Annotated in this window: 18 protein-coding genes and 1 tRNA gene; 16 read left to right on the top strand and 3 right to left on the bottom strand. The window is 64.8% G+C overall.

Annotated features, from left to right (window positions below; translation table 11 throughout):
* Positions 1-13: 13 nt before the first annotated feature.
* The 3 genes from CH306_RS06260 to CH306_RS06270 all read left to right on the top strand — a co-directional run bounded on the left by CH306_RS06260 (position 14) and on the right by CH306_RS06270 (position 2438).
* Positions 14-87, top strand: a tRNA-Gly gene (locus tag CH306_RS06260).
* Positions 88-461: 374 nt separating this feature from the next.
* Positions 462-1313 (top strand): glycoside hydrolase family 16 protein, encoded by an 852-nt coding sequence (locus CH306_RS06265; protein WP_032396624.1) that lies wholly within the window; start codon positions 462-464, stop codon positions 1311-1313.
* 168 nt (positions 1314-1481) lie between these two features.
* On the top strand, positions 1482-2438 hold the full coding sequence (locus CH306_RS06270; RefSeq protein WP_094646038.1) for an esterase/lipase family protein: 957 nt from the start codon (positions 1482-1484) through the stop codon (positions 2436-2438).
* Positions 2439-2441: 3 nt separating this feature from the next.
* On the opposite strand, the gene CH306_RS06275 is transcribed toward CH306_RS06270, so the two are convergent.
* The gene (locus tag CH306_RS06275) at positions 2442-3629 is read right to left on the bottom strand and encodes a PucR family transcriptional regulator (RefSeq protein WP_032396626.1); all 1188 of its coding nucleotides are present in this window, start codon (positions 3627-3629) and stop codon (positions 2442-2444) included.
* 188 nt (positions 3630-3817) lie between these two features.
* Here CH306_RS06275 and CH306_RS06280 point away from each other — a divergent pair, with 188 nt between their 5' ends.
* The 5 genes from CH306_RS06280 to CH306_RS06300 all read left to right on the top strand — a co-directional run bounded on the left by CH306_RS06280 (position 3818) and on the right by CH306_RS06300 (position 9228).
* A complete protein-coding gene (locus CH306_RS06280; protein ID WP_045200508.1) occupies positions 3818-5536 on the top strand; it encodes an aldehyde dehydrogenase family protein in 1719 nt (572 codons plus the stop codon).
* 32 nt (positions 5537-5568) lie between these two features.
* Complete coding sequence (locus CH306_RS06285; RefSeq protein ID WP_032396627.1) at positions 5569-7155, top strand: GMC family oxidoreductase; 1587 nt, start codon at positions 5569-5571, stop codon at positions 7153-7155.
* A 163-nt stretch (positions 7156-7318) separates the two neighbouring features.
* Positions 7319-8005 carry a hypothetical protein gene (locus CH306_RS06290; RefSeq protein WP_045197236.1) on the top strand — a complete coding sequence of 229 codons (687 nt, stop codon included), beginning with the start codon at positions 7319-7321 and terminating at the stop codon, positions 8003-8005.
* Between the two features lie 90 nt (positions 8006-8095).
* A complete protein-coding gene (locus CH306_RS06295; RefSeq protein ID WP_094646039.1) occupies positions 8096-8566 on the top strand; it encodes a hypothetical protein in 471 nt (156 codons plus the stop codon).
* Positions 8563-9228 carry a methyltransferase domain-containing protein gene (locus tag CH306_RS06300; protein ID WP_094630529.1) on the top strand — a complete coding sequence of 222 codons (666 nt, stop codon included), beginning with the start codon at positions 8563-8565 and terminating at the stop codon, positions 9226-9228. Before CH306_RS06295 ends, CH306_RS06300 begins: the two co-directional genes overlap by 4 nt.
* Here the strand turns inward: CH306_RS06300 and CH306_RS06305 are convergent.
* Complete coding sequence (locus CH306_RS06305) at positions 9215-10564, bottom strand: hypothetical protein (RefSeq protein ID WP_094646040.1); 1350 nt, start codon at positions 10562-10564, stop codon at positions 9215-9217. The genes CH306_RS06300 and CH306_RS06305 overlap by 14 nt on opposite strands.
* A gap of 45 nt (positions 10565-10609) precedes the next feature.
* Between CH306_RS06305 and CH306_RS06310 the strand changes: the two genes are divergently transcribed.
* From CH306_RS06310 to CH306_RS28995, 5 genes are all read left to right on the top strand, one after another.
* Complete coding sequence (locus tag CH306_RS06310; protein ID WP_032397237.1) at positions 10610-11407, top strand: S-methyl-5'-thioadenosine phosphorylase; 798 nt, start codon at positions 10610-10612, stop codon at positions 11405-11407.
* Positions 11404-12462, top strand: a complete 1059-nt coding sequence (locus CH306_RS06315; protein ID WP_045197241.1) for an NAD-dependent epimerase/dehydratase family protein — start codon at positions 11404-11406, stop codon at positions 12460-12462. Before CH306_RS06310 ends, CH306_RS06315 begins: the two co-directional genes overlap by 4 nt.
* The gene (locus tag CH306_RS06320) at positions 12455-13108 is read left to right on the top strand and encodes a glycosyltransferase (protein ID WP_094646041.1); all 654 of its coding nucleotides are present in this window, start codon (positions 12455-12457) and stop codon (positions 13106-13108) included. Before CH306_RS06315 ends, CH306_RS06320 begins: the two co-directional genes overlap by 8 nt.
* On the top strand, positions 13105-13755 hold the full coding sequence (locus tag CH306_RS06325) for a TIGR04282 family arsenosugar biosynthesis glycosyltransferase (protein WP_094646042.1): 651 nt from the start codon (positions 13105-13107) through the stop codon (positions 13753-13755). The genes CH306_RS06320 and CH306_RS06325 overlap by 4 nt, the downstream gene beginning before the upstream one ends.
* 195 nt (positions 13756-13950) lie before the next feature.
* Entirely contained in the window at positions 13951-14112 is a 162-nt protein-coding gene (locus CH306_RS28995) for a hypothetical protein (RefSeq protein ID WP_179272787.1), read from the top strand.
* A 3-nt stretch (positions 14113-14115) separates the two neighbouring features.
* On the opposite strand, the gene CH306_RS06330 is transcribed toward CH306_RS28995, so the two are convergent.
* The gene (locus tag CH306_RS06330; RefSeq protein WP_094646043.1) at positions 14116-14550 is read right to left on the bottom strand and encodes a MarR family winged helix-turn-helix transcriptional regulator; all 435 of its coding nucleotides are present in this window, start codon (positions 14548-14550) and stop codon (positions 14116-14118) included.
* Positions 14551-14709: 159 nt separating this feature from the next.
* On the opposite strand from CH306_RS06330, the gene CH306_RS06335 reads away from it, so the two are divergent.
* From CH306_RS06335 to CH306_RS06345, 3 genes are all read left to right on the top strand, one after another.
* Positions 14710-15798 (top strand): DUF4185 domain-containing protein, encoded by a 1089-nt coding sequence (locus tag CH306_RS06335; RefSeq protein ID WP_094646401.1) that lies wholly within the window; start codon positions 14710-14712, stop codon positions 15796-15798.
* Between the two features lie 23 nt (positions 15799-15821).
* Positions 15822-16445: a class I SAM-dependent methyltransferase gene (locus tag CH306_RS06340; protein ID WP_094646044.1), complete on the top strand. Its 624-nt coding sequence runs from the start codon at positions 15822-15824 to the stop codon at positions 16443-16445.
* Positions 16446-16524: 79 nt separating this feature from the next.
* Positions 16525-18360: an acyl-CoA dehydrogenase gene (locus tag CH306_RS06345; protein WP_032396636.1), complete on the top strand. Its 1836-nt coding sequence runs from the start codon at positions 16525-16527 to the stop codon at positions 18358-18360.
* Positions 18361-18398 lie beyond the last annotated feature (38 nt).

Genomic DNA, 18398 nt, shown 5'->3' on the forward strand with positions numbered 1-18398 from the left:
ATCCGCACCACACGCCGGTGTAGTTCATTGGTAGAACGCGACCTTCCCAAGGTTGAGAGGCGGGTTCGATTCCCGTCACCGGCTCCACCGACCGCCCACCTCGGGCCGTCCTCCTGCAGGCTCCACTCCTGCCCATCCCGGTCGTTCCTGCAGGCTCCACTCCTGCCCATCCTGGTCGTTCCTGCAGGCTCCACTCCTGCCCATCCGATTTGCTCCCGTCTCGTCCGTATCGCTGAACTCACAGACGCTGCACAGTCACTGCGGTCACTCCTGAAACAAACCGACCACCGCTCAATATTGGTCGATACCCTTGCTACCGACCGGTAGCATGTGCGAATTCATTCATTGTATTCGCAAGAATTCCTGCATTTCCGAAGAAACTTCTTCCGCCTTCTTCGCCGTGCTAGAAATCAAATGTCGACATCTTTTCACCGACAAATGACCTGACAGGAATCCCCCTCATGCGATCACTTTCGACAATTGTCGCGGTCACCCTGACGACGATGGCCGTGGCCGTCTCGTCGGCGACCGCCGCCCCGTCACTGGCCACACCTCCGAGAACCCAAGGCGGAGCCGGAACCCTTCTGTGGGAGGATCAATTCAACGGATACGGTGGACCCGACCCCGCCAAATGGGGATTTCAGACCGGCCGCTGGGGCGCGAGTTCCGGTGAGCAGCAGTACTATACAGATTCCTGGAACAACGCCAACCAGTTCAACGGCTCACTGAACATCACCGCGCGTCGGGAGAACGCACCCGACCGCAAGCGGGCACCGTACAACTTCACCAGCGCCCGCGTGGTCAGCATGGGCAAGCAATCGGTGACGCCGCCGGTGCGCATCGAAGCATCGATCAAAATGCCGAGCGCCCAGGGTCTGCTACCCGCATTCTGGACCCTCGGTCTCCAACCCGGTGGCGAATATTCATGGCCCAGCCAAGGGGAAGTGGACATCGTCGAAATTCCCGGGCTGTACGGGCCGTCATTCAATTTGCACGGCCCCTCCAAGTGGAACTCCAATCAAGATACGAAGACCGGCGGAAGTATGAATCCGGTCAACAACGGATTCCACACATACCGAATCGACTGGTTGCCCAACAGCATCACCTGGTTCGTCGACGGAGTCGCTCGGTTCTCCCTCACCCAGGCCCAGTACGAGGCGAAGGGCGGCAACTGGAAAGCGTTCTCGGGCTCGTGGCCGCACTACATCCTCTTCAACGTCGCCGTCGGCAACAACTGGGTCGGCAAGACACCGAACAGCACGCCGTACCCGCAGACGATGAGTGTCGACTGGCTACGCGTGAGTCGCCTCTGACCTGCAGAGCAGCACTTCCTGTCCACACGGGGCCCAGCCACCACGGCTGGGCCCCGTGCGGTGTGCGCAATCGGCACGGTTTCGACGGCAGAACAATTCTTGTGACTTTTCTCAGCGACGTCGTCTCGTCATAGGGACATTCCACAGTCAGGGGAATATCGTCTGTTCATGCGCGGGCCACGGCGGAGTCTGATCACCCTCGTCATCGCCGCTGCCACCGCACTGCTTGCGCCTTCCGCACACGCCGGGCCCGTGATGCCCATCGCCGCCGCCCCCGAGCAACCCGACCACGCCGATGCCATCCGCTACTCGGCATCGAACCGCGACGCCGCCCCGCCCGGAGCCAACGACATGAGCTGCACACCCACCGCAGCCCACCCGAATCCTGTCGTCCTGGTGCACGGCACCGATGCCACCGCGTACGCCGACTGGGCAGGCTTCGCGCCGATCCTGAAAGCAGCAGGCTTCTGTGTCTTCGCCATCAACTACGGCACGTCGCCGGACGGCAGATCCAACGGGTACGGCGTCATCGAAGACAGTGCAGCGCAACTGAAGGCGATGACGTCGTCGATACTCCAGGCAACCGGTGCCGCCGCAGTCGACGTGGTCGGCTACTCCCAGGGTGCCGCGGTGGCTCGATACTTCGTCAACAGACTGGGCGGCGCCGACGTCGTCGATCGATGGGTGGGAATCGCATCGCCGACGTACGGCGGCACCATGTACGGAGTAGCGCCCGTCGTGCAGGCGGTGCCGGGTGCAACCGGTGTCCTGGCAAGCGAATTCGGTCCTGGCCTCGCCCAACTGATGGCCGGATCCGACTTTCTCGATCGGCTCAACGCCGGCGGCGACACCGTGCCCGGGGTGGAGTACACCTCCATCGCAACACGGGTCGACGAAGTGATTCAGCCGTACACCAATGCGCTGCTTCGAGATCCGGGAGCGCACAACATCGTGGTGCAGGACGTGTGCCCCGATACCGAGGTAGCGCACTTCACGTTCACCTACGATCCCACCGCGCTGCGGCTGGCGCTCAACGCCCTCGACCCGGCGAACGCGCGTCCCCCGACCTGCGTACCGGTGCCGCTGGGAGCCGGAATCCTCGACGTCGTCCTCGCCAGCCACTGATCCTCAGGTCAGGAGCTGATACGCCCTGAGCCCGACGTACAGTTCGGCGGCCTGGATCGGATCACGAAAGTCGCGACCGGTGAGCTCGGCGATTCGACGTAGCCGATACAACACCGTGTTCCGGTGGTAGTGCAGCGATTCGGCGGCATCGCGGGTGGAACCGCCGCAGGAGAACCAGGCGTCGAGAGTATCGAGCAGGCTCTGCCGTTCGGCTCGCGGCAACGCCAGCAGATCGCCGAGTATCTGACGGGAGGCGATCCGGCCCGATTTCGGATCGCGGACCAGCAGCAGCGGCACCGGCACCGAGTCGTAGCGCACCGGTGCGGGCGGTGATGCCTCGCCCGAGGTGCACGACCGCGCCAGCCGGGCCTGGCCGACGGCGTCACCGATACCCGACGGCGACCGGAACACCGAGCTCACCCCGACCCGCCCCGGACACAGCTCGCTCAGCGTGACCACAGCGGAGTCGATCTCCGATTCCGTTGCGGCACAGATGAGCCCGACGGTACCGTCCACCTCGGCGTCCCACACCGATTCGGCACCCGCGGTACGGAGGCGGGCGATCAATCCGTCGATCCCCATCGCTGCGGTCAACGGCTCCTGCGAGACCACCGCGAAGTAGCCGTGGTCGGGAATGCGGAACGTTCGCAACGCGTCCGCCGCCGCAGTCGGATTCGCGCCGTGATCGGCGAAGAGCACACGGATGAGACGTCCACGAGCTTCGGCGCTTTCGCGCGCACGCATGTCGGCGCTCTCTCGATAGGCTTCCGCTGCCTCGTCGGAGTACACGTCGACCAACGCCCAGACCTGAGCGGCCATGTCCAGCAGCGCATGACTCGCGCGGCCGTCCGAGCGTTCCATCAACTCGTCCCAGACCAACCTGCCGCCCAGCCGAAAGGCGTGCAGCAGGGCAGCCAGCGGTACCCCCTGCTCGGCCTTGAGCCGGCCCGCGTCCCGCGCCGACTCGAGCCGCATGGGAGCACGACCGGACAGCTTGCCCAACATCGAGGCCAGATTGCTCCGCGACGCCTCGTAGAGCTGCTCGGTGGTGAGCAGCGTCGATTCGAGGTAGGCGTGCTCGGCCCCCAGGATGCGTCGCACCAGCTCGGTCGCGAGATCGTCGACGCCGTCGAGCATCGTCGCGGCCAGATCGGTCGGTGACGGATGCACATCGAACTCGGTCGCGGTCATGACCGAACTCTAGCCGTACCCGTGTAAGCCACGCCACAGCGAAATTGTGCGGTGGCACAAACTGTCGCATCCGATTGAGGCCCCCGGCCCATAGCGTCCCGCGCCCGAGTGCGACCACAATCACAGTGAAGCCGTGTACCCGAACGACGAGTGGAGCCGAGAAGTTGACCAGCGACGTCACCCCACACCTGCAATCCGTACCGACGACGGGACCCACCGAGGCAGTCGACTCCGCACTCGCCGATCTGTCCGCGGGAGAGAAGAACTGGGAACGCCTCACCCTGGCCGAACGCCGAGCGCTCCTCGAACGTGTGCATGCACTGACCACAGCTCACGCGCAGGAGTGGGTGACGGCGGCAACGTCGATCAAGGGACTCGACGCCTCGTCCAGCCTCGTCGGAGAGGAATGGCTGTCGGGTCCGTACTCGTTCCTCAACGGACTCGGCACCGTGGCGCACACACTCGCGGCGCTCGAAGCAGGCACCAGCCCACTGGCCGGTGCGAAGTTCGGAACGGCACCCGGTGGGCGCACGACGGTGTCGGTGCTGCCCCTCAACATCTTCGAGCGACTCCTGCTCAACGGGTTCAGCGCCGAGGTGTGGCTGAAGCCCGGAATCGACCGTGCGACCGCACAGCGGACCGCGGGTCTCGCCCAGCTCGACCCCACCCGCACCGCAGGCATCGGAGTGGTTCTCGGCGCAGGCAACATCACCTCGATCGCGCCGCTGGACGCGTTGTACGAACTGATCGCGTTCAACCGGGTCGTCGCACTCAAGCTCAACCCCATCATGGATCCGCTGCTGCCCGTGTTCGAGAAGATCCTCGCCCCGCTCGTCGACATCGGCGCACTGCGTCTGCTCACCGGAGGAGCCGACGTGGGCACCTACCTGGTCCAGCACTCGTCCGTCGACCACGTCCACATGACCGGCAGCGCCATCACGCACGACGCGATCGTCTTCGGTCCCGGCCCGGACGGAGCTGCGCGCAAGGCAGCCAACGACCCGATCCTCACCAAGGAGATCTCCAGCGAACTCGGCGGAGTCTCGCCCACCATCGTTCTGCCCGGTGAGTGGAGCCGTGCCGACATCGAGTTCCAGGCCGAACACATCGCCACCCAACGCCTGCACAACAGTGGATACAACTGTGTCGCTTCGCAGGTCGTCGTACTGTCCTCGGAATGGAAGCAGCGCGACCAATTCGTCGCCGCCCTGCGCGCCGCCCTCGACCGCGCTCCGGCACGAACGCCCTACTACCCCGGCAGCGACAAGCGAGTGTCCGACGCCACCGCCACCTACCCGTCCGCCGAACGCCTCGGTGAACGCGGCGGCCGCGTGCTCATCACCGATCTGAACCCAGGCGAATACGCACCACTGCTGCAGACCGAGTACTTCGCACCGGTCATGGGGATCATCGAATTGCCTTACAGCGGAGCAGCATTCGCCGCCAAGGCGGTACAGGCCGCGAACGAGGAATTCACCGGAACACTCGGCATCAACATCATCGGCACCCCCGGCACCATCAAGGGACTCGGGGAGAAGTTCGACACCATGCTCGCCGACCTCCGGTACGGCACCATCGCCGTCAACGCCTGGACGGCCATCGGATTCCTCACCGCAGCGGCCACCTGGGGCGCATTCCCCGGCCACACCGTCGACGACGTGCAGAGCGGAATCGGCGTCGTGCACAACGCATTACTGATCGACGGGGCCGAGCGAACAGTGGTGCGCGGGCCTTTCCGGCCACTGCCGCGCTCGCTGGTCAACGGCGAACTCTCCATCTCGCCGAAGCCACCGTGGTTCGTCACCAACAAGACCGCAGCATCGACCGGCAAGCTGCTCACCGCATTCGCGGGCGCACCGTCCTGGTCCAAGCTGCCGGCAATTTTCGCCTCCGCCCTGCGCGGGTAGAACCCAGCGTCGACGACGATCGAAGGACAATCATGAGCTCTCAGCGCACGACGGCCGACTACATCGTGGTGGGCGCAGGTTCGGCAGGCGCGGTGGTGGCCAATCGCCTCAGCGCAGACCCACGCAACGAGGTGATCCTGCTCGAGGCCGGCCCCGAGGACAAGAACAAGTTCGCCCACATTCCCGCTGCATTCTCCAAACTCTTTCGCAGCGAGGTCGATTGGGACTACCTCACCGAACCGCAACCGGAACTGCGTGATCGCAGCATCTACTGGCCGCGCGGCAAGATGCTCGGTGGCTCGTCGTCCATGAATGCCATGATGTGGGTGCGCGGATTCGCCGCAGACTACGACGACTGGGCGGCCGTCTCCGACGACTCCTGGTCGTTCCGCAACCTCGTCGGCTACTTCCGCAAGATCGAGAACATCGAGGGCACAACCGAACTCGACTCCGGTACGGACGGCCCGCTCGTCGTTTCGCACCAGCGCAGTCCCCGTGCCCTGACGTCGTCCTTCCTCGACGCCGTCGAGGAGGCCGGTTATCCGGTGGAGACGGCCAACCTGCCCGAACCCAGGGGCTTCAGCCGCACGATGGTCAACCAGAAACGCGGCGCACGGTGGAGCACCGCCGATGCGTACCTACGACCGGCGAAGAAGCGCAAGAACCTCACCATCCTCACCGATGCGCAGGCCACTCGCGTCCTCTTCGAGGGCAGTGCCGCGGTGGGCGTCGAATACACCTCGGGCGGCGCAGTACACACCGTTCGTGCACGCAGAGAAGTCGTACTGTCCGGCGGAGCGATCAACACCCCGCAACTGCTGATGCTCTCGGGCATCGGCGACCAGGAACAGCTGAAGTCGCACGGCATCGCCGTCCGGCATCACTCACCCGGAGTCGGACAGAACCTGATCGACCATCTGGCCGCACTCATCGGCTGGAAGACCGAAACCGACTCGCTCTTCCACGCCGAGAAGATCCCGGAGCTGGTCAACTACCTCGCACGCCGACGCGGCATGCTGACCTCCAACGTCGCCGAGGCCTACGGTTTCGTCAAGAGCCGCGAGGACCTCGCCCTGCCCGATCTCGAAGTCATCTTCGGCCCGGCACCCTTCTTCGACGAGGGACTCATCGCGCAGGACTCCCATGCCGCCGTCATCGGAACGGTGCTCCTCAAACCGGAGAGCCGCGGCGAGATCACCCTCCGGTCGTCCGACCCGACGGCCAAGCCCATCGTCGAACCGCACTACCTGGGCGATCCGGAGGGCCTCGACCGCCGGGCGATGATCGAAGGCCTTCGGGCATGCATCGCGATCTCCGAAACACCCGCTCTGAAGGGACTGCTCGGCGACGTCGTACGCCCCAGGGTGGCGTCGAACATCTCCCCGGCGGACCTGCTCACCGAGGCTCTCGAGCAGAATGCGCACACGCTGTATCACCCCGTGGGCACTGCCCGTATGGGCAACGACGCCGACAGTGTCGTCGATGCCGAGTTGCGGGTACGGGGCGTCGACCGCCTTCGCGTCGCCGACGCGTCGATCATGCCGAGCATCATCCGCGGACACACGCACGCGCCGTCGGTGGTGATCGGCGAACGAGCAGCGGACTTGATCCTTCGTTGATCCGCGAGTGAACCTTCGGAAAATTTCCGGTTTGGCAGTCCGGTTTGTCGGGTAACAGGTGGACACGCTCCCTTGCAGGGGATCGAGATGGAACCCATCCGCTCGGCAAGCAGCGCCGAATGACCCACAACGCTCGAGAGACGAGCACGGAAGGTTGACCGACATGTTCACTGTTCGTAAAGCTTTGGCCGCCACCGCAATCGGTGCACTCACCATCGTCCCGCTTGCCGCATGCTCCAGCGAGGAAGCGTCCGACACCGTCGACGCAGCCACCTCTTCGGCAGCAGAAGCAGTGGAGAGCACCCCCGAGCCCGCAGCCGAGGTCGACAACCTCACCGGTGTCGACACCGCAGTAGCGCTCGATCCCGGCTTCACCGGTGCACTGACCACCCTGGGCCTCACGCCCGGTGTCGTCGGAACCGCCACTCTCGCAGACGGATCCATCCGCTTCCCGATCACCGGCGGAGACGTCAAGTACTGGGAGCCCGGCACCGTCGATCCCTACGTCCAGGGCGAGATCAACCACGACGGCAGCGGCCTTTCGCTGACCGCAGGCGAGACCGTCGTCGAGCTCACCAACTTCGACATCGACCCGGGCACGTCGCTCCTCACCGGTGACGTCTTGGTCAACGGCGAAGAAGCAGCCGCAGACGCAGTGCTGTTCGATCTCGACGGCCGCACCCTGCAGCCGCTCGCTACCGGACCCGACAACACTGCAATCCTGCAGGGCACCCAGGTGAAGATCTCGGAGACCGCTGCCGGACTGCTCAACAGCACCTTCAACACCGATGCTGTGACCCCGGGACTGCTCGTGGGCGTTGCGACCATCACCATCAACACCGCTGCATAACAGTTTCCTGACCCCGTGCGCGAGGCGTCACCGTCGACGGCGGTGGCTCTCGCGCACGGGTGTTTGCATCGCAGGACCAGGAGCCGACCGATGAGAGCGTTCACGAAGATCTACGGCGGGCACCCGCTGCATGCGGTCGGTCTGCTGCTCTCGTTCGCCCTCGTCGGCTACGTCGTCACACTCGCAGGGCCGCAGACTCTGTGGAACAGCGACGTGTGGTGGAAATCCGTTCTCGTGTGGTTCTTCGGATCGGTACTGCTGCACGACGCAGTACTGTTCCCGCTCTACTCACTGGCCGATCGGCTCCTCACCAGCATTCCGAGCCGCCACCTGGCCGTGTCACCGGTGAACTACGTTCGCGTTCCCGCTCTCGGGACAGCACTGACGTTTCTGATGTTCTTCCCCGGGATACTCTCCCAGGGTGCGGAATCCTATCGGGCCGCAACCGGTTTGACCCAGGAACCCATTCTCGGACGTTGGCTCGCGCTGACCGCGGTGTTGTTCACCGTGAGCGCCGCCGCCTACTTCATCCGATGGACTCTCGTACGGAGCCGAGCATGAGCGTCACCGCCGATACACTCTTCAACCGCGCAGCAGCCGGACTACCCTGCTGGATAGGCGATTCCGACGGCAGCAGGGAGCAACTTCCCACCGCGCGGTGGATGGGCGGCAGCGCCTCGTCAGCCGAGGATCGCCGCGCGGATCACGCCATGCTCAGCCGATGTACCGGCCCCACCATCGATCTCGGCTGCGGGCCGGGTCGACTCACCGAAGCACTTGCGCGACGCGGCGTCTCGGCACTCGGTGTCGACACATCCCGAACAGCAGTCGATCTGACCATCGGGCGCGGCGGCAACGCCGTTCTCCGCGACCTGTTCGAGCCACTGCCCGACACCGGCAACTGGTCGTGTGTCCTCCTCGCGGACGGCAACATCGGCATCGGGGGCGACCCGGTGCGTCTGCTCCGCCGGGCGGCCGACCTGCTCGCACCCCACGGAGCCGTCATCGCGGAAGTGGATGCGCCCAGCGACACAGGAATTCGTCACCGCACCGTTCGGTGGGAAACCGACACCATGGTCGGTGATTGGTTCGCCTGGTCGAGCGTCAGCGCCGACGCCACAGCGGATCTCGCCAATGCCGCCGGCCTTCGAGTGGTCGACGTGGCACCGATCGACGGGCGCTGGTTCGCTCAGATGACGCTGGCTCCGCTCACCAGTTCGTGAACAGCAGATGATTGATCGCCAATGCACCGATCACCTGCAGCGCCAACCAGAAGCGATGCGTCCTGATCGGCAACACAGCGGGCGCGATCAGCATCCACATCGCGAAGGGCAACCAGATTCTCTCGGTCTCGGCCTTGCTCAACTGACTCAGATCCGCCATCACCACCGCAGCGACACCGCCGATCACCAACAGATTGATCGGTTCGAGCCGGGTGAGAATCCGCGGGAACGCCGCGGGCACAGCAACACCCAGCGCACAGAACAACGCCGCGAAATTCGCCCAACCCCAGTACTCGAACGGACGGTCCTTCGCGATGCCCTGGTAGTAGCGCTCCTGCACCAGCAAGTAGCCGTCGTACCACCAGAATCCGTACGCCGTGAAGATCCCCGCGACGATCAGTGCACCGATCAGCGCGCCCACCAACGGCAGAATCCTCCGCCCGGCAATCAACACCGCGACCGCAGGCAGGCCCATCAGCACCAGCCCGTAGTTGAGGTAGATACCGAAACCGAGCAGCACTCCAGCACCGATCGACGCCGGCCACAGGTACCGCTTCGTGGAGATCGCCAGCAGCGCAACGCCCCACGCGGCAACACCGGCATAGAACGCATCCGCCGAGACGGCGATCCAGATCGCCGCCGGGGCGATCGCCACGAACGGTGCTGCACGCCGCGCGATGTTCTCGTCACCGAGCACCTTCAGTGTCAGCACCAGCGCGACGGCGGCACTCGTACCGACCAGCACGCACAGCGTCGCCGCCCAGGCTCCACCGCCGAGGCCGAGACGATCGAGCCACACGAAGGTGAGCAATGCGCCCGGTGGATGACCCGACACATGCGTCGTCCACGAATCGGCCTGGTAGTCCAGGATCCGCTCGGAGAACCCGCGGAGCGTGGCCGGAATGTCGGTGACACCGGGCACCTCGTGCAGGTACTCGTCCGTCGACGCCAGCCGGTCGACGAAGCCGCGCTTCCAACCGTCCACCATCGCCAGCGACATCGTCCAGGCCGCCGACGCACCCCACACGAGGAACAGCAGTCGCGTCCACGACAGTCGACGTGCCACCGTCGGCCCCCACAACACGGTGGCCACGGCGATCAGAACGGCGACGGGAGTCCCCCATCCCACGTGAATCTCACGGAAGCCGAACAGCGGTGCCGCATCGGCGAAATCACGCACCTGCTGCGGAGTTCTGTTGATGATGGGAGTGACGAGTTCGTTGCCCAGGTACGGAACGATGAACGCGACCACGACGAGCACGACGGCCAACGTGCCGGCGACGGCTTCTCTCCAGTAACGGATAGTCTTTTCTCCCTGCGGACTCGAGGCGACCACGACTTCGGACCAGCATATCGACCGACGGTGATGGAGGATGAGCAGATGAACAACGACGCGAAGGGACGGGCCGAGATAGCCGTCATCGGCGGCAGCGGCTTCTATTCGTTCTTCGCCGACGATGCCGAGGAGGTCGTGCTCGACACCCCCTACGGCGCTCCGAGCGCCCCGATCACGTTGGGTGAGGTCGAAGGTCGGCGAGTCGCGTTTCTGCCCAGACACGGCCGGAATCACGAGTACTCACCGCACACGTTGCCGTATCGCGCCAACATGTGGGCGCTGCGGATGCTCGGGGTGAGCCGAGTGTTCGCCCCCTGCGCGGTCGGATCCCTGGTGTCCGAATACGGTCCGGGGACAGTCGTGATCCCCGATCAACTCGTCGACCGAACCTCCGGGCGTGCGCAGACCTACTTCGACGAAGGCGGAATACACGTCGAATTCGCAGACCCCTACTGCCCCACGTTGAGGAAGTCCGCTGTCCAGGACTCGGCGATCGACGGCGGCGTCATGGTCGTCGTCGAAGGTCCTCGGTTCTCCACGCGCGCCGAGAGCCAATGGTTCGCCCGCCAGGGTTGGACGCTGGTGAACATGACCGGCCACCCCGAGGCGGTCCTGGCTCGCGAACTCGAACTCTGCTACGCGCCGATCGCATTGGTGACCGACCTCGACGCAGGCATCGAGTCCGGCCAGGGCGTCAAGGCAGTGGACGTGTTCGCCGAATTCCAGAAGAACATCGAGCCGCTCAAAGCACTGGTGCGCTCGGCCGTCCGCGACGCTCCCACCGGTGACTGCCCGACGTGTCGAGTGCACACCGGCCTCACGCTGCCGATCGAACTGCCATGACGCGGGTACTGCTCACCGGCGCAGCCGGATTCATCGGTGGCCACATTCTCGACGCCGCCCGCGATTCCGATCTCGAGATCGTCGCCGTCGACGCCATGCTGGAGTCGGCTCACGGCCCAGGAGCGCGAGCCGACGGGATCATCGATCTCGATGTGCGCGACAAGGACTCGCTCGTCGACGTATTGCGCGGGGTGGACGTCGTGTGTCACCAGGCCGCAGTCGTCGGAGCGGGCGTCGATGCCGCAGATGCCCCGGCCTACGCCAGTCACAACGACTACGGGACGGCGGTTCTGCTCGCGGCAATGTACGAGGCGGGGTGTTCGCGCCTGGTTCTCGCGTCGTCGATGGTCGTCTACGGCGAAGGGCGGTATCTCAACTCGTCCGGTGAGACGGTGATTCCTCGGCCCCGCACCCGAGCCGACCTCGACGCGGGACTGTTCGACAATCGCGACCCGATATCAGGCGAGCCTCTCGATTGGCTTCTGGTCGAGGAGGATTCGACGCTCGAGCCCAGAAGTACCTACGCCGCGAGCAAGCTGGCACAGGAGAACTACGCCTCCGCATGGGCGGTCGCCACGGGCGGCTCGGTGATCGCACTGCGGTACCACAACGTGTACGGACCGCACATGCCGCGAAACACCCCGTACTCCGGTGTGGCGGCGATGTTCCGGTCTTCGCTCGAGCTCGGTCGGGCCCCGACGGTCTACGAGGACGGCAAGCAGGCCCGCGATTTCGTGCACGTGCACGACGTGGCGGCCGCGAACATCGCATCGATCGAGGCGGAGCTGGACGGCTTCACCGCCCTCAATGTCTGCTCGGGACAACCGATCACCATCGGTGAGGTCGCCACAATCCTCGCCGACGCACGCGGCGGGCCGACGCCCGAGATCACCGGACGCTACAGGGCGGGCGACGTACGGCACATCGTCGCCAGTTCCGCGTTGGCCGAACAGACCCTGGGATTCCGCGCGACGATCATGCCGAGGGACGGTCTCACCGCCTTCGCCGACGCACCGCTGCGCGACGCCGAAGGCACGGGACCGCCCCGTGTCTGAACCGAAGTCCGTCACAGTCGTCATCCCCTGCATGAACGAGGCCGAATCGCTTCCGGCAGTGCTCGATTCGGTCCCGGCGGGCTACCTGACGATCGTGGTGGACAACAACTCGACCGACGCCACCGCCGCCGTCGCCGCTGCCCACGGAGCAACGGTGGTCTCCGAATCGGCGCCCGGTTACGGTGCAGCAGTTCATGCAGGCGTCGTCGCGGCCGACACCGACATCGTCTGCGTCCTCGACGGTGACGGTTCGATGGATCCACTCGACCTACCGACCCTCGTGGCGGCCCTGGATCACGCGGACCTCGCCGTCGGTCGCCGCCGACCGGACAGGGGAAGCTCGCCCCTGCACGCCAGGATCGGCAATGCCGTTCTCGCACTTCGACTTCGCACCAAGTACAAGCTGCCAGTGCACGACCTGGGAGCGATCCGCGCAGTACGCCGTCAGGCACTGCTCGACCTGGACGTCACCGACCGACGCTCGGGCTACCCGCTGCAGTTGCTCGTACTGGCGGCCGAAGCCGGCTGGACCGTCGTCGAACACGACGTGGTCTACCGGCCACGGACAGCAGGTACGTCCAAGGTCTCCGGCTCGGTGAAGGGGACGATCGTCGCCGTGCGAGATTTCTGGAAGGTGCTCTCGTGACCGTCACCGCTCTCGTCGTCGCCAAAGCCCCCGTTCCCGGGCTGGCAAAGACACGCCTCGCCGCCACGATCGGCGACGAAGCTGCCGCCGAGCTGGCCGCAGCCTCGCTGCTGGACACCCTCGACGCCGTTGCGGCCGCCGACGTCGACCGCCGTGTCGTGGCCCTCACCGGCTCCCTCGCCGACGCGGCCCGCGCGGACGAACTCACCCGTGCTCTGGCGTCGTTCACCGTGATTGCACAGCGCGGCGACGGGTTGGGCGAACGACTGGCGAATGCACACGCCGACGCAGCCACCTCCGGTGCCGTACTGCAGATCGGTATGGACACCCCCCAGGTCACGGCGCGACTGCTCTCCGACGCGGCGGCGCGACTGGGCAGCAGTGACGTACTGGGCTCGGCCGAGGACGGTGGCTGGTGGGCGCTGGGCCTGCGTGACCCCGACCTGGCACGGTCCCTGCTCGACGTGCCCATGTCTGCGCCCTCGACGGGCACCGACACGCTCGATGCTCTGACCGCCGCAGGAGCGTCGATCACGATGCTCCCCGAATTGCGCGATGTCGACTTCGAGTCCGATCTCGACCCGGTGGCACAATTGTGCGCACCGAACAGCAGATTCAGTATTGCTGTCATGGCAATGGGTAATTGATCCGGTTTCGATCCGTTCCGAGAGGTCTGTTTCCACCCGAGCTCGGCCGGTTTCACCAAATCTCCACATCCGTTGTGGAACAGCACGTTCGATCTGCCCGAATTGCCGGACCGTAAACAACCAATATCGAATCGCAACAAATCCGAACCACCGTTTCACGGCGATTTCACAGACACAGGTGCTAGAAAGTGTGACATGACCGGGTTGTTGATAGGCGTAGCCGTATGGATGGTGATCGCGACAGTCGTCGCGACCGTCCTCGGCCGCGTCGTGCGCCGGGGCGACTCCGAAGAATTGGGGTCCACCATCGAATGGGACGTCGAGGCTCTCGATCACGAAGTTCACCACGAGAACTGACGGTCAGTCGACGCGTTCGACGATCTCCGTCAGAATACGGGCCGCCGCGGCCAGTGTCTCCCGCTGCTGCGGCGTCAACTCGTCCAGTTGCTCTGCGAGCGCGATCTCCCGAGCTGCGACCTCCTGACGCGCAGTCGCAGTCCCGGCATCGGTCAACCGCAGAACCACCTGCCTGCCATCCGTCGGATGGGGCTCCCGGCATATCAGCCCCGACTCGACCAAGGCGTGCGACGACCTGGACACCGACGGTGGCTTGATCCGCTCCCGCGCCGCCAACTCGCCCGTCGTCATCGGTCCCTCACGGAGCAACGTCGTCAGAATCGACAGGTGAGCGACGGGCAATCTGTCGCTGGAATGGCGCAGCCGGAGTCTCCGATTCAGCCGCATCGCGCTGACGGACAAATCCCTCGCCAGCCGGGAATCGGGCAGATCACTCACGCTGTCCAGATTACGACACCGAGGTGCAATCGCCCGATTTCCCGAAACAGCGGATACCTCGTCTTATTACCTCTCGAACAAACCGCTGATATGGTTCTTCCCGGTTGTCGGGGAGAGAATCGAAATGGGGAGAACGTCGTGAGTCGCGTGGGTTCCAGAATGTTGACCGTTGCCGTCATTTCCGTGGCCACATCGCTGCTGGTCACCGGCCCCAACGCACTTGCCAATCCCAACGCGGTCAATCCCATCGCCGGCCTCAACGGCACGTTCGGGCTGCCGCAACTGAACGGCCGCGCACAAGCCGTCGCTCAGGTGACCGGGATGTCGAGCCCCAACAACACCCAGAACGTCAACATGATCGGCACCGACCTCGGCATCATGTGGGACAACGGCCGCGGCGAGGTACTGACGGCTTTCGGCGATACCGCCGGACTCGGAGTACCCAACCTGCTGCAGGGCAGCCTGTGGTCGTGGCGCAGCAACGCCATCGTGCGGAGCAACGACCGAAACCTCGCCGACGGCATGAACTTCGACAGCGTCGTACTCGACCCGATCGGCCAGACCAAAGAGGTCGTCCCCAGCCCCAAGATTCCGTTCGTCGAGATCAGCCGAATCCCGACAGCAGGCGTGGCCGTCGGCGACAGCCAGTACCTGAACCTGATGTCGGTGAAGAACTGGGGACCCGCAGGAACCTGGGAAACCAACTTCTCCGGCCTGGCAGTGTCGAACGACAACGGGGAGAACTGGGCAGCGCTACCCGAGACCCAGCGGCCGAGCGTCGGCGGCGATCGCAACTTCCAGCAGAGCGCGTACCTGAAGGACGGCGGCTACGTCTACCAGTACGGCACCCCGCCCGGCCGCTTCAATCTCGGTCACGTGGCTCGCGTCAAGGAGCAGGACATCGCCAGGCTCGGCGAGTACGAGTACTGGACCGGCCAGGACTGGAAGAAGGGCGACCCGGCGGCAGCCGCACCCATCGTCGGGGGCGTCGGTGAACTCTCCGTCGCGTACAACGCGACCCTCGGTCAGTACCTGATGCTGACCACCGACAACGCCAACTCGATCGTGCTGCGACGCTCGCCATCGCCCGTCGGGCCGTGGAGCGCGCCGGAGGTTCTGGTCGACACCCGCGAGGTCAGCTCCATCTACGCGCCGTACATCCACCCCTACTCGACCGGCCGCGACCTGTACTTCCTGGCGACGGTCTACCAGAACTACAACGTTCTGCTGCTGCGCGCGACCTTGTAGGAACCCCCACTAGGCTTCCCCGGGTGGACGCCGCAGACTGGGATCGCAAGTACGAAGGCCGAGAACTCGTGTACGGCGAGGCACCGAACGCAACGCTGGTGGAAGTCGCGACGACGCTGAAACGTGGTCGGGCACTCGATCTCGCGTCCGGTCAGGGCCGAAACGCCATCTGGTTGGCCACCCGTGGCTGGACCGTCGACGCCGTCGACTTCTCCTCTACGGCACTGGACAGGGCCAGCCGTGTCGCCGCCTCGGCACCTCGGTCGGTGCGCGAGCGCCTGACCTGGGTGCACGCCGATGTGACGCAATTGTCAACCGAACCGAACTATGACCTGGTTCTCATGTTGTACCTCCACTTGCCCCCGGAGGCACGTCGCACGGCCGTGTCCGCCGCAATTTCGGCGCTGAAACCTGATGGAATCCTCATGATTCTCGGGCACCACACCGACAACATCGAGACCGGCACCGGTGGACCACAGGAATCCGAAATCCTTTACACACCTGAGGATTTGACGGCGGACGTCGACTCGCGATTGACCATCGTCACTGCCGAGAACCGCTACCGCGACGTGAGCGAGGGCACAGCCGTGGACGCACTGCTACTGGCGAGTAGGTCTCCCCTTGGCAGCACAGCGGATCGGGGGTAACATCCCCTATGTTACCGACGAGTAGCTAACTTGGGCGGTACTTACGAGACCGCACCACCGACTGGAGAGCGAACGAGCAATGGGCCATTACAAGAGCAACCTTCGGGACCTCGAGTTCAACCTCTTCGAGCTCTTCGGACTCGACGAGACCCTCGAAGGCGACAACTTCGGCGACATGGACGGCGAAGTTGCCCGCGACATGCTGCGCGAGGTCGTTCGCCTGGCCGAGGGACCGCTGGCCGAGTCCTTCGCGGACGCCGACCGCAACCCGCCCGTGTTCGACCCCGAAACCCACAGCCTGAAGCTGCCCGACTCCTTCAAGAAGTCGTTCAAGGCGCTCTACGACGGTGAGTGGTGGCGTGTCGGCCTCGACGAAGAAGTCGGCGGCATGGCAGCCCCTCGCAACCTCCTGTGGGGCATCAACGAGATGCTTCTCGGCTCGCAGCCCGCAGCATTCATGTACTCCGCAGGCCCCGGCTTCGCGAACATCCTGTTCCACAACGGAACCGATGAGCAGAAGGAATGGGCCAAGGTCATCGTCGAGCGCGGCTGGGGTGCCACCATGGTGCTCACCGAGCCCGACGCCGGATCCGACGTCGGCGCAGGCCGCACCAAGGCCATCAAGCAGGACGACGGCTCGTGGCACATCGAAGGCGTCAAGCGCTTCATCACCTCGGCTGTCTCCGACGACCTGTTCGAGAACATCTTCCACCTCGTACTCGCGCGTCCCGAGGGTGCCGGACCGGGCACCAAGGGCCTGAGCCTGTTCTTCGTACCGTCCATCCTCTTCGACTTCGAGAAGGGCGAACTGGGCGAGCGCAACGGCGCATTCGTCACCGGCGTCGAGCACAAGATGGGCCTCAAGGCCTCCGCCACCTGCGAGCTCACCTTCGGTGGCCATGGCGTCCCCGCCAAGGGCTGGCTCGTCGGCGAGGTCCACAAGGGCATCGCGCAGATGTTCGACGTCATCGAGCACGCTCGAATGATGGTCGGCACCAAGGCAATCGGCACTCTCTCCACCGGCTACCTCAACGCACTCGAGTACGCCAAGGAGCGCGTCCAGGGCGCTGACCTGACGCAGATGACCGACAAGACCGCCCCTCGCGTCACCATCACCCACCACCCCGACGTGCGTCGCAGCCTCATGATGCAGAAGGCGTACTCGGAGGGCCTGCGCGCGGTGTACCTCTACACCGCCGCACACCAGGATCCGATCACCGCCAAGCAGGTCTCGGACGCAGACACCGACATCGCGTACCGCGTCAACGACCTCCTGCTGCCCATCGTCAAGGGCGTCGGCTCCGAAATCGCCTACCAGGTACTCGCGGAGTCCCTTCAGACCCTGGGCGGCTCCGGCTTCCTCCAGGACTACCCACTCGAGCAGTACATCCGTGACGCCAAGATCGACTCGCTGTACGAGGGAACCACCGCCATCCAGGCGCAGGACTTCTTCTTCCGCAAGATCGCCCGCGACCGCGGCGTGGCGCTGGCTCACGTTGCCGGACAGATCAAGTCGTTCATCGACAGCGAAGCAGGCAACGGCCGACTCAAGGCCGAGCGCGCACTGCTCGCCACCGCACTCGAAGACGTGCAGGCCATCGTCACCTCGATGACCCAGCACCTCATGGGCGCACAGGACCAGCCCACCGAGCTGTACAAGGTCGGCCTGGCATCGGTGCGCTTCCTCATGGGCTTCGGTGACCTGCTCATCGGCTGGCTGCTGCTGCGTCAGTCCGAAATCGCCATCGCCGCACTCGACAACGGTGCAGAGGGCAAGGACAAGGCGTTCTACGAAGGCAAGGTCGCCGTGGCCTCGTTCTTCGCCAAGAACATCCTCCCGCAGCTCACCTCCACCCGAGCAATCCTCACCAACATCGACAACGACATCATGGAACTCGACGAAGCAGCATTCTGATTGCCTGACATCGTCAACGGCCGCACCTGTTCTCGGGT

It is taken from the genome of Rhodococcus sp. 15-725-2-2b (assembly GCF_002259075.1).
Classification (GTDB): domain Bacteria; phylum Actinomycetota; class Actinomycetes; order Mycobacteriales; family Mycobacteriaceae; genus Rhodococcoides.